We start from the raw sequence: 12,119 nt of genomic DNA, 5'->3' as shown, positions 1-12,119 counted from the left end.
TTCGATGTCTCATGTTAGTTGGGGCGTACAGCGCGGTCCATTCGGCCAAACGGCATAAGACAAACGCTGTGCTTCCGTCTTATGTCGTTCAGCCAGCTACCGCAGGCGCTGCTTTGGGTTCAACATGAACGCGGCTTTGAACCACGCGGAAGCGGTTGGCGACGAAGGCGGCGTCGGTCAGCGCGGCATTGGCCGCCGGGTTTGCGCCGGTGCCGTGGAAGTCGGAAAAGGCCGCCGACTGGTTGACGAATACGCCGCCCGTCAGATTGATCGACAGTGCGACGCCGCCGCGGATCGATGCCTCGTGAGCAGCTTCGAGCACGGCTTCGTCGGTGCTATAGACCGACAGTGTCAGCGCGCCGTGCTCGGCGGCGATTGCGCCGGCCAGGTCGAGAGATTGTGCGGTCGAATCCGTGGCGATCACGAACGAAATCGGGCCGAACCATTCCTTCGTGAAGCTGGCGTGATCATGGGCGGCATCCAGTTGCAGCACGAGCGGGGTACGCACGCGCGCGCCGGCAAAAGTCGGATGTTCGAGCGCTTGGCTTTCGACCAGAACGCGGCCGAGCTGGTCCGCTTCCTCGATGCGCCGGATGACGCCGTCGTTTTGAATCGCCCCAAGCAGGTCGACTGCGCGGGCCGGGTCGGCCACCAGTTTTTGCACCGCGCCGGCAATGGCCTGCGCGACCTCGTCGAAGCTCAGCGTGCCATGAGCGGCGCGAATGCCGCCGCGCGGCACATAGATGTTTTGCGGCGCCGTGCACATCTGGCCCGAATACAGCGCGAGTGAGAAGGAGATGTTGCGGGCAACGGCTTTGATGTCGTCGACCGAATCGATCACGATCTGGTTGACGCCGGCTTTCTCGGTATAGACCTGCGCCTGGTGCGCATGGCGCTCGAGCCACGTGCCGTTCTGCGTGCTACCCGTGAAGTCGATGAGCTTGATTTCCGGACGCACGGCCAGATCCTGGACGAGCGCACCGTCGTTCGGCTCGGTGGCCAGCAACGTGACGACGTTCGGATCGAAACCGGCTTCGCGCAACACGTCACGCGCGATTCGTACAGTCAGCGCGAGAGGCAGGATCGCGCCGGGGTGCGGCTTGACGATGACCGTGTTGCCGGTGGCGAGATCGGCGAAAAGGCCCGGATAGCCGTTCCATGTCGGGAACGTGCAGCAGCCGAGTACGAGGCCCGTGCCGCGCGGTACGACGGTGTAACGCTTGTGCATGGAGAGCGGCGGGTTCTTGCCTTGCGGTTTTTCCCAGTGGGCGTCGGCCGGAATACTGCGTAGTTGGTCCCACGCATACACGACCGCCTCGAGCGCTCGGTCTTGTGCGTGCGGGCCGCCGGCCTGAAAGGACATCATGAATGCCTGGCCGGTTGTGTGCATCACGCTATAGCCGATTTCAAAGCTGGAGCGATTCACGCGCGCCAGAATTTCCAGGCATACGCCGACCCATGCCTGCGGACCGGCTCCACGCCAGTCGCGCTGCGCCTCGGCGGCTGCGGCAATGAGTGCGTCGGGATCCGCCTTCGGATAGCGCACGCCGAGCGGAAACCCGAACGGCGAGACCTCCGCGCCGACGGTTTCTCCGGTGGACGGTTGGTCCAGCTCGAAGACTTTGTTCAGATGTGCTTTGAAGGCGGCTTCGCCGTCCGCATTAGCTGTTTCCCCGTACACTTTCGGACTGGGCATCTCGACGAACGGACTCCAGTAGCCACGCGTCTCGATGGCGGTGAGGGCCTTTTGCAACGTGTCTTCGTGCTTCGCGAATAGGGGGTGTGTCATGGCAGAGGGCTTTGGCTGTGCGTTGAGAAAACCCTGTCGAATAATTGACCGACCGGTTGGTTTGTGAATGGTAGCATTACTGGAACGACGGCGCGAAGCGTTTTCGCGCGTGAACTAATCGATTAGGAGGCGGGCATGGCTTACGAAAATATTCTGGTTGAGACGCGAGGGCGGGTCGGTTTGGTCACGTTGAATCGTCCGAAGGCGCTGAACGCCTTGAACGATGCGCTGATGGACGAGTTGGGAAAGGCACTGCGCGAGTTCGATGATGATGACGCCATCGGTGCGATCGTGATTACCGGCAGCGAGAAGGCGTTCGCGGCGGGCGCCGACATCGGCATGATGTCGACCTATACGTATATGGACGTCTATAAAGGCGACTACATCACGCGCAACTGGGAAGCGGTGCGCTCCATCCGCAAGCCGATCATTGCAGCGGTGGCAGGCTTCGCCCTCGGCGGTGGCTGCGAATTGGCGATGATGTGCGACATCATTTTTGCCGCCGATTCAGCAAAGTTCGGTCAACCGGAAATCAAGCTCGGCATCATGCCGGGTGCCGGCGGCACCCAGCGGCTACCGCGCGCCGTCTCAAAGGCGAAGGCAATGGACCTCTGCCTGACCGCGCGTTTTATGGATGCCGCGGAAGCCGAGCGTGCCGGACTCGTTTCGCGCGTCATTCCTGCCGCATCTCTGGTCGAGGAGTCCATCGCCGCAGCTGCGACCATCGCTGAATTTCCGCTGCCGGCAGTGATGATGGTGAAGGAGTCGGTCAACCGCGCATATGAAACGACGCTTGCGGAAGGCGTGCATTTTGAGCGCCGCCTATTCCATTCGCTCTTCGCGACGGAAGACCAGAAAGAAGGGATGGCCGCTTTCGTGGAGAAGCGCAAACCGGTTTTCAAACATCGTTAATACGTTTGTCAAAATAACGCTTGCAAGGCCCGTTCGGGGTCGCTAGAATCTCGCTCTTTCGTGCCCCGGACAGCGGGGCGCGGGAAGCGGGAGAGCCAGCAATGGCGGGGGTTTGCGGCAGGTCGGACGGGTTAGAAAGTTGGAAAAACCTGTTGACGGCGTGACGGAAGTTCTCCATAATCTCGTTTCTCTGCTGCAGATGCAGCGACGCAGAACGAAGCGGTGCCGGGTGGTTGAAGTGGGCGTCGTGACGGTGGTGAATGCGTAAGCGATCTTTAAAAACTAACAGCCGATAAGTGTGGGCGCTTGATGCGCGGCGCGCGGTGGATTCTTCGGGGTCTGCCGGAAGCGAAAGTATCAAGTCTCACACAGTAATGAAAGGAAGGTTTTCCTGTTGAAAGACAGGATGATCATTCGTCAGTACGTTGAGTGAGCGACCGGTTGGTAAAACAACCGAAAAACAGTAACAGGCATTGAACTGAAGAGTTTGATCCTGGCTCAGATTGAACGCTGGCGGCATGCCTTACACATGCAAGTCGAACGGCAGCACGGGGGCAACCCTGGTGGCGAGTGGCGAACGGGTGAGTAATACATCGGAACGTGTCCTGTAGTGGGGGATAGCCCGGCGAAAGCCGGATTAATACCGCATACGCTCTGCGGAGGAAAGCGGGGGCTCCTTCGGGACCTCGCGCTACAGGGGCGGCCGATGGCAGATTAGCTAGTTGGTGGGGTAAAGGCCTACCAAGGCGACGATCTGTAGCTGGTCTGAGAGGACGACCAGCCACACTGGGACTGAGACACGGCCCAGACTCCTACGGGAGGCAGCAGTGGGGAATTTTGGACAATGGGCGCAAGCCTGATCCAGCAATGCCGCGTGTGTGAAGAAGGCCTTCGGGTTGTAAAGCACTTTTGTCCGGAAAGAAAACCTCTGCCCTAATACGGCGGGGGGATGACGGTACCGGAAGAATAAGCACCGGCTAACTACGTGCCAGCAGCCGCGGTAATACGTAGGGTGCAAGCGTTAATCGGAATTACTGGGCGTAAAGCGTGCGCAGGCGGTCCGCTAAGACAGATGTGAAATCCCCGGGCTTAACCTGGGAACTGCATTTGTGACTGGCGGGCTAGAGTATGGCAGAGGGGGGTAGAATTCCACGTGTAGCAGTGAAATGCGTAGAGATGTGGAGGAATACCGATGGCGAAGGCAGCCCCCTGGGCCAATACTGACGCTCATGCACGAAAGCGTGGGGAGCAAACAGGATTAGATACCCTGGTAGTCCACGCCCTAAACGATGTCAACTAGTTGTCGGGCCTTCATTGGCTTGGTAACGTAGCTAACGCGTGAAGTTGACCGCCTGGGGAGTACGGTCGCAAGATTAAAACTCAAAGGAATTGACGGGGACCCGCACAAGCGGTGGATGATGTGGATTAATTCGATGCAACGCGAAAAACCTTACCTACCCTTGACATGTACGGAATCCTGCTGAGAGGTGGGAGTGCCCGAAAGGGAGCCGTAACACAGGTGCTGCATGGCTGTCGTCAGCTCGTGTCGTGAGATGTTGGGTTAAGTCCCGCAACGAGCGCAACCCTTGTCCCTAGTTGCTACGCAAGAGCACTCCAGGGAGACTGCCGGTGACAAACCGGAGGAAGGTGGGGATGACGTCAAGTCCTCATGGCCCTTATGGGTAGGGCTTCACACGTCATACAATGGTCGGAACAGAGGGTCGCCAAGCCGCGAGGTGGAGCCAATCCCAGAAAACCGATCGTAGTCCGGATCGCACTCTGCAACTCGAGTGCGTGAAGCTGGAATCGCTAGTAATCGCGGATCAGCATGCCGCGGTGAATACGTTCCCGGGTCTTGTACACACCGCCCGTCACACCATGGGAGTGGGTTTTACCAGAAGTGGCTAGTCTAACCGCAAGGAGGACGGTCACCACGGTAGGATTCATGACTGGGGTGAAGTCGTAACAAGGTAGCCGTATCGGAAGGTGCGGCTGGATCACCTCCTTTCTCGAGCTAACGCGTCCAAGTGTTGAGCGCTCACGCTTATCGGCTGTGAAATCAGGCAGACTCAGGGGTCTGTAGCTCAGCTGGTTAGAGCACCGTCTTGATAAGGCGGGGGTCGATGGTTCGAACCCATCCAGACCCACCATTGTCTTGTCTGGTGTGCTGAATGCAACCCCTCTGGCGCATCTGCATGATCCCGGGGGATTAGCTCAGCTGGGAGAGCACCTGCTTTGCAAGCAGGGGGTCGTCGGTTCGATCCCGTCATCCTCCACCAATCCTCAATGCGCAGTGTTCTGTGTACGGCACAGAGCGTTTTGCATTGGCGATTGAGCCAGTCAGAGTGATACGCGGTTATGGCAACTGCGATATCGGCTGTCGTTCTTTAACAATCAGGAAGAAGTAGTAAAGAGATTCACGAAAGGGTACCTCGAGATGGGTGTCCGAGTAGGTGAATCAGGGTTGTGATTGTATCAATGTATGAAAGGGGAATCGGAAGATTGCCCTGGAATACGGCGCAACACGAATACTCAACCTGTAGCGAGCTCAACGGATCCGCAAGGACCGGGAGACACACTCGTTATAGGGTCAAGCGAACAAGTGCATGTGGTGGATGCCTTGGCGATCACAGGCGATGAAGGACGCGGTAGCCTGCGAAAAGCGGTGGGGAGCTGGCAAACGAGCTTTGATCCACCGATATCCGAATGGGGAAACCCACTCCTTATGGAGTATCCGTAGCTGAATACATAGGCTACGTGAAGCGAACGCGGTGAACTGAAACATCTAAGTAACCGCAGGAAAAGAAATCAACCGAGATTCCCAGAGTAGTGGCGAGCGAAATGGGAGCAGCCTGTACTCTTTATCTTCATTGTTAGTCGAACGCTCTGGAAAGTGCGGCCATAGCAGGTGATAGCCCTGTAGACGAAAACAGCGAGGAAGAACTAGGTGTACGACAAGTAGGGCGGGACACGTGAAATCCTGTCTGAAGATGGGGGGACCATCCTCCAAGGCTAAATACTCGTGATCGACCGATAGTGAACCAGTACCGTGAGGGAAAGGCGAAAAGAACCCCGGGAGGGGAGTGAAACAGATCCTGAAACCGCATGCATACAAACAGTCGGAGCCTCGCAAGGGGTGACGGCGTACCTTTTGTATAATGGGTCAGCGACTTACATTCAGTGGCAAGCTTAACCGATTAGGGCAGGCGTAGCGAAAGCGAGTCCGAACAGGGCGATTCAGTCGCTGGGTGTAGACCCGAAACCAGGTGATCTATCCATGGCCAGGATGAAGGTGCGGTAACACGTACTGGAGGTCCGAACCCACTAACGTTGAAAAGTTAGGGGATGAGCTGTGGATAGGGGTGAAAGGCTAAACAAACCTGGAAATAGCTGGTTCTCTCCGAAAACTATTTAGGTAGTGCCTCGTGTATCACCTTCGGGGGTAGAGCACTGTCATGGTTGTGGGGTCCATTGCGGATTACTACGCCATAGCAAACTCCGAATACCGAAGAGTGCAATCACGGGAGACAGACATCGGGTGCTAACGTCCGGTGTCAAGAGGGAAACAACCCAGACCGCCAGCTAAGGTCCCCAAATATTGCTAAGTGGGAAACGAAGTGGGAAGGCTAAAACAGTCAGGAGGTTGGCTTAGAAGCAGCCATCCTTTAAAGAAAGCGTAATAGCTCACTGATCGAGTCGTCCTGCGCGGAAGATGTAACGGGGCTAAGCAATATACCGAAGCTGCGGATGCATATTTATATGCATGGTAGGAGAGCGTTCCGTAAGCCTGCGAAGGTGCACTGGAAAGTGTGCTGGAGGTATCGGAAGTGCGAATGCTGACATGAGTAGCGATAAAGGGGGTGAAAGGCCCCCTCGCCGTAAGCCCAAGGTTTCCTACGCAACGTTCATCGGCGTAGGGTGAGTCGGCCCCTAAGGCGAGGCAGAAATGCGTAGCTGATGGGAAGCAGGTTAATATTCCTGCACCATTGTTGAATGCGATGGGGGGACGGATCGCGGAAGGTTGTCCGGGTGTTGGAAGTCCCGGTCCTTGCATTGGAGAAGGCGCTTTGGCAAATCCGGGCGCGTAATTCAAGGGTGTGAGGCCAGTCACTTCGGTGACGAAGCAATCGGAAGTGGTTCCAGGAAAAGCCTCTAAGCTTCAGTTCAACAAGACCGTACCGCAAACCGACACAGGTGGGCGAGATGAGTATTCTAAGGCGCTTGAGAGAACTCGGGAGAAGGAACTCGGCAAATTGGTACCGTAACTTCGGGATAAGGTACGCCCCTGTAGCTTGATGCGCCTGCGCGCAAAGGGTGAAGGGGTTGCAATAAACTGGTGGCTGCGACTGTTTAATAAAAACACAGCACTCTGCAAACACGAAAGTGGACGTATAGGGTGTGACGCCTGCCCGGTGCCGGAAGATTAAATGATGGGGTGCAAGCTCCTGATTGAAGTCCCGGTAAACGGCGGCCGTAACTATAACGGTCCTAAGGTAGCGAAATTCCTTGTCGGGTAAGTTCCGACCTGCACGAATGGCGTAACGATGGCCACACTGTCTCCTCCCGAGACTCAGCGAAGTTGAAGTGTTTGTGATGATGCAATCTCCCCGCGGCTAGACGGAAAGACCCCATGAACCTTTACTGTAGCTTTGCATTGGACTTTGAACCGGTCTGTGTAGGATAGGTGGGAGGCTTTGAAGCGTGAACGCCAGTTTGCGTGGAGCCATCCTTGAAATACCACCCTGATCTGTTTGAGGTTCTAACCCTGGTCCGTGAATCCGGACCGGGGACAGTGCATGGTAGGCAGTTTGACTGGGGCGGTCTCCTCCCAAAGTGTAACGGAGGAGTACGAAGGTACGCTAGGTACGGTCGGAAATCGTGCTGATAGTGCAATGGCATAAGCGTGCTTGACTGCGAGACCGACAAGTCGAGCAGGTGCGAAAGCAGGTCATAGTGATCCGGTGGTTCTGTATGGAAGGGCCATCGCTCAACGGATAAAAGGTACTCTGGGGATAACAGGCTGATACCGCCCAAGAGTTCATATCGACGGCGGTGTTTGGCACCTCGATGTCGGCTCATCTCATCCTGGGGCTGTAGCCGGTCCCAAGGGTATGGCTGTTCGCCATTTAAAGAGGTACGTGAGCTGGGTTTAAAACGTCGTGAGACAGTTTGGTCCCTATCTGCCGTGGGCGCTGGATATTTGAAGGGGGCTGCTCCTAGTACGAGAGGACCGGAGTGGACGAACCTCTGGTGTACCGGTTGTCACGCCAGTGGCATCGCCGGGTAGCTATGTTCGGAAGAGATAACCGCTGAAAGCATCTAAGCGGGAAACTCGCCTTAAGATGAGATATCCCCGGGGCTTCGAGCCCCTTGAAGGGTCGTTCAAGACCAGGACGTTGATAGGTCAGGTGTGTAAGCGCAGTAATGCGTTGAGCTAACTGATACTAATTGCCCGTAAGGCTTGATCCTATAACCAGTGTGTTTCCGGTGGCGCCTCCCCGCGTCGCCCCGCACGGTTGAGATCCGCGTTGTGCCCGATACACTCACCACCCCATTGCCCCTGGTGCGATGCACCAGACACTACTTCTTCCAGATTGGTCGTGTTGACCCCCGCGTCAACCTGACAACAAGTCATGCCTGATGACCATAGCGAGTCGGTACCACCCCTTCCCATCCCGAACAGGACCGTGAAACGACTCCACGCCGATGATAGTGCGGATTGCCCGTGTGAAAGTAGGTAATCGTCAGGCTCCCATGCAGAAACACAGACCCCACCCCACACCGGTGGGGTTTGTGCGTTTACGGCCCCGAAAAATCGCCATGTCCTGCAAAAGCGGTGCAAAACCAGAAAGGTCCACACAAAGCCCCGCTCACCGCCTCACGCCTTCGCAAGAGCGAGGAGGCGGCGACAAGAAACTGCCTCACGCCCGCATAATTACCTCATTTTTCTTGCGCAAGAAACCGTTGCGCCAATCGCACCCAGTACGTTGAACCGATTGGCAATAGCTCGTCGTTGAAGTCATAGCTCGCGTTGTGCAGCATGCAAGGGCCAGCACCATGCCCCGAATCCCGGTGGCCACCCTCGCCGTTGCCCAGAAATGCGTAACAGCCCGGTTTCGCCAGCAACATGAAGGAAAAGTCCTCGGCGCCCATCGTCGGTTCGACGGCATCGTCGACATTTTCTGGCCCCACAACCTCTTTCATGACCGCTGCCGCAAAACGCGTCGCTTCGCCGCTGTTGATTGTCGGCGGATAGTTTCGGTGAAACTGGATTTCGACGGAACAATCATAGGCTTCCGCAGTGCTTTCCGCGATTTTGCGCATACGCGCTTCAATCAGATCCAGTGTTTCGGTGGTAAAAGTGCGTACCGTTCCGGCGATCCACGCAACATTCGGGACAACGTTGACGGCATCCCCGGCGTGAACCTGGGTAATCGACAACACCGCGGTGTCAATTGGCTTCTTGTTCCGCGTAATGATGCTCTGCAGGCCACTCGCAATCTGCACCGCAGTAAACACCGGGTCGTGTCCGTTGTGCGGTAGCGCCGCATGGGATCCTACGCCCTTGATTTCAATTCGAAATTCGTTACTCGACGCCATGATGGGGCCCTCGGTCACACCAAAGTGGCCCGCCGGCATGCCTGGCCAGTTATGGATGCCGAACACCGCGTCTACCGGGAATTTAACGAACAGGCCATCGTCGATCATTGCTTGGGCGCCAGCGCCGCCCTCTTCGGCTGGCTGGAAAATGAACACGATCGTGCCGTCGAACTCGCCGTGACTTGCCAGATGCCGCGCTGCGCCGAGGAGCATCGCAGTATGCCCATCGTGGCCGCATGCATGCATTTTTCCATCGTGTTGCGAGCGATGATCGAAGGCATTCAGTTCCTGAATGGGCAAAGCGTCCATGTCTGCGCGCAGTCCAATCGAGCGCGCACTGTTGCCGCGCTTCAGTACGCCGACTACGCCTGTTTTGCCTAAGCCACGGTGAGTTTCGATGCCCCAGGACTCAAGATTCCTCGCAACCAGGTCTGCTGTTGCTGTCTCTTCATAGCGCAGTTCCGGATGAGCATGAATCGTTCGTCGAAGGGTTTGGATTTCTCCATGAGCGGCTTGAATTTCGGGGATTAGTTTCATGATGGAAGTGATGTTGCGCCTGTGCTTGGGCTTGCGTGGAATCGCTCGGGGCCATGTGGCCCGGGCACGGTGATAACCGATTCTACGCCGAAGGCATTTTTGGAGGCATCGCGAGGCTAAACCGCAATGGACGCTAAAATTCGAGATTGCCTCCATTCACCATTACGTTGGACGGGTCGCCCGATGAATGCTCCGACCGAATTCGCTCGCGCCGTGTGTCCACACGATTGCCCCGATACCTGCGCGATGCGCGTGACCGTCGAGGGTGGGCGGGCGATCAAAGTCGTCGGCGACCCGGAGCATCCGCCGACTCAAGGCGCGCTGTGTACCAAAGTCAGCCGCTATGCGGAGCGGGTGCACCATCCGAATCGGCTAACGACCCCAATGAAGCGCGTCGGCCGAAAAGGCGAGGGTCGCTTTGAGCCGATCAGTTGGGACGAAGCGTTGGAATTGGCCGCCGCGCGTCTCTCCGAAATCGCGAGCCGCGCACCGGAAGCAATCCTGCCGTACAGCTATGCCGGCACGATGGGCCTCGTTCAGGGCGATAGCATCGCGCAGCGATTTTTCCACAAGCTGGGCGCATCGCAGCTGGACCGCACCATCTGCGCGGCAGCCGGCGCCGCAGGCTTGAAATACACCTATGGCGCGAGCCTCGGCATGCTCACCGAGTTCTTCTCCGAGAGCGAGGTTATTCTGATTTGGGGCTCCAATCCGATCGCTTCGAACCTGCATTTCTGGACGCGTGCCCAGGAAGCCAAACGCCGCGGCGCGCGCCTGATCGCGATAGATCCGTATCGCTCGCTGACGGCGGAGAAATGTCACCAGCACATCGCGCTGAAACCCGGCACCGACGCCGCCTTGGCGCTCGGCATGATGAACGTGCTGATCACGGAAAACCGGCTCGACCACGCGTACATCGCGGCCCATACGCTAGGTTTTGCCGAACTGAAGGTTCGCGCGCTCAGCTATTCCCCGGCACGAGTTGCCGACATTTGCGGCATCGACGAACAAGTGGTCGTCGACCTCGCGCGCCTTTACGGCAGCACGAGGAAGTCCGCGATCCGAATGAACTACGGCTTGCAAAGGGTCCGCGGCGGCGGCAACGCCGTGCGCGCCATCGCCAGCCTGCCTTCGTTGACAGGCGCATGGCGGGAACGAGCGGGTGGTGCGCTGCTGTCGTCGTCCGGATGGGCGCCTGTCGACTCGCACGCGTTGCAGCGCCCGGACCTGATGCCGGGTTGGCCGACCAAGCCGTCTCGCGTCATCAATATGAATGCGATCGGCGACGCCTTGCTGCACCCGGGCGGCGCCGCGTTCGGGCCTAAAGTCGAGGCACTGATCGTCTACAACTCGAATCCAGTTGCCGTTGCTCCCGACTCGGAGCGAGTCGCGGCGGGCTTTGCGCGCGAGGACCTGTTCACGATCGTGCTGGAGCATTTCCAGACCGACACCGCCGACTACGCCGATTTACTGCTGCCCGCCACGACGCAGCTCGAACACCTCGACGTGCACAAGTCGTATGGGCATACCCACGTGATGGTCAATTTGCCGGCGATCGCTGCGGTTGGCGATGCTCGGCCGAACACCGAGATTTTCCGTGACCTCGCGCGTCGCATGGGCATCGAGGAGCCGGCGCTGTATGAAAGCGACGAAACGGTCGCGCAAGCTGCATTCCGTTGGCAAGACAAAACGCTCGAAGGCGTCGACTGGAATACGCTGAAGCAGACCGGTTGGGCGAAGCTGAACTTGCCCGACGCGCCGTTCGCCGAAGGCGGCTTTCGCACGCCGTCCGGCAAATGCGAGTTCTACAGTGAGCGCCTCGCGCAGCAAGGGCTCGACCCGCTTCCGGATTACTTGCCGCCCTACGAATCGGCCGACGGGGCGCCCGAACTGGCCGCCCGCTATCCGCTTGCGATGATCTCACCGCCCGCCCGCAATTTTCTGAACAGCACCTTCGTGAACATTGAAAGTTTGCGCTCGACGGAAGGCGTGCCGCACCTGGATATTCATCCGGTTGACGCTCGACAGCGAAAAATCGTCGATGGTGATCAGGTACGCATTTTCAACGACCGCGGCTCGATGCAAGCGCGCGCCCGTGTCACCGACAAGGCGCGCGAAGGGCTCGTCGTCGGCCTGTCGATCTGGTGGAAGAAACTCGCGCCGGACGGTCGGAACGCCAACCAGGTGACCAGTCAGGCGCTCACCGATCTGGGTGGGTCGGCAACCTTTTACGACTGTCTCGTCGAAGTCGAGCGGGCCTGAAATACATTCAAATGATTGC

General features: G+C 57.8%; 4 protein-coding genes, 2 tRNA genes and 3 rRNA genes. 7 read left to right on the top strand and 2 right to left on the bottom strand.

What is annotated here, in order from left to right:
- Positions 1 to 88: 88 nt before the first annotated feature.
- A complete protein-coding gene (paaN, locus tag CUJ90_RS15995) occupies positions 89 to 1,789 on the bottom strand; it encodes a phenylacetic acid degradation protein PaaN (RefSeq protein ID WP_114163177.1) in 1,701 nt (566 codons plus the stop codon).
- 135 nt (positions 1,790 to 1,924) lie between these two features.
- Between paaN and CUJ90_RS15990 the strand changes: the two genes are divergently transcribed.
- The 6 genes from CUJ90_RS15990 to rrf all read left to right on the top strand — a co-directional run bounded on the left by CUJ90_RS15990 (position 1,925) and on the right by rrf (position 8,451).
- The gene (locus tag CUJ90_RS15990) at positions 1,925 to 2,701 is read left to right on the top strand and encodes an enoyl-CoA hydratase (protein ID WP_114163176.1); all 777 of its coding nucleotides are present in this window, start codon (positions 1,925 to 1,927) and stop codon (positions 2,699 to 2,701) included.
- Between the two features lie 475 nt (positions 2,702 to 3,176).
- Positions 3,177 to 4,709 (top strand): 16S ribosomal RNA (locus CUJ90_RS15985).
- 65 nt (positions 4,710 to 4,774) lie between these two features.
- Positions 4,775 to 4,851, top strand: a tRNA-Ile gene (locus CUJ90_RS15980).
- Positions 4,852 to 4,904: 53 nt separating this feature from the next.
- Positions 4,905 to 4,980 (top strand) — tRNA-Ala (locus CUJ90_RS15975).
- 309 nt (positions 4,981 to 5,289) lie between these two features.
- A 23S ribosomal RNA gene (locus CUJ90_RS15970) occupies positions 5,290 to 8,170 on the top strand.
- A gap of 167 nt (positions 8,171 to 8,337) precedes the next feature.
- Positions 8,338 to 8,451: ribosomal RNA gene (gene rrf, locus CUJ90_RS15965) — 5S ribosomal RNA — on the top strand.
- Together the 16S, 23S and 5S rRNA genes with 2 tRNA genes alongside form the textbook arrangement of a ribosomal RNA operon.
- 190 nt (positions 8,452 to 8,641) lie before the next feature.
- Here rrf and CUJ90_RS15960 read toward each other — a convergent pair.
- Positions 8,642 to 9,838 (bottom strand): M20 aminoacylase family protein, encoded by a 1,197-nt coding sequence (locus CUJ90_RS15960; protein WP_114163175.1) that lies wholly within the window; start codon positions 9,836 to 9,838, stop codon positions 8,642 to 8,644.
- Between the two features lie 183 nt (positions 9,839 to 10,021).
- Between CUJ90_RS15960 and CUJ90_RS15955 the strand changes: the two genes are divergently transcribed.
- A complete protein-coding gene (locus tag CUJ90_RS15955; RefSeq protein ID WP_114163174.1) occupies positions 10,022 to 12,100 on the top strand; it encodes a molybdopterin-containing oxidoreductase family protein in 2,079 nt (692 codons plus the stop codon).
- Positions 12,101 to 12,119 lie beyond the last annotated feature (19 nt).

This window comes from Paraburkholderia terricola (genome assembly GCF_003330825.1).
Taxonomy (GTDB): domain Bacteria; phylum Pseudomonadota; class Gammaproteobacteria; order Burkholderiales; family Burkholderiaceae; genus Paraburkholderia; species Paraburkholderia terricola.
The sequence above is the reverse complement of the archived record's forward strand: the minus strand, read 5'-3'. Positions and strand labels throughout refer to the sequence as shown.

Excerpts from the sequence above, each read along its gene's own strand:
- CUJ90_RS15955 (WP_114163174.1), top strand. The coding sequence starts at position 10,022 with ATGAATGCTCCGACCGAATTCGCTCGCGCCGTGTGTCCACACGATTGC.
- CUJ90_RS15960 (WP_114163175.1), bottom strand. The coding sequence starts at position 9,838 with ATGAAACTAATCCCCGAAATTCAAGCCGCTCATGGAGAAATCCAAACC.
- CUJ90_RS15990 (WP_114163176.1), top strand. The coding sequence starts at position 1,925 with ATGGCTTACGAAAATATTCTGGTTGAGACGCGAGGGCGGGTCGGTTTG.
- paaN (WP_114163177.1), bottom strand. The coding sequence starts at position 1,789 with ATGACACACCCCCTATTCGCGAAGCACGAAGACACGTTGCAAAAGGCC.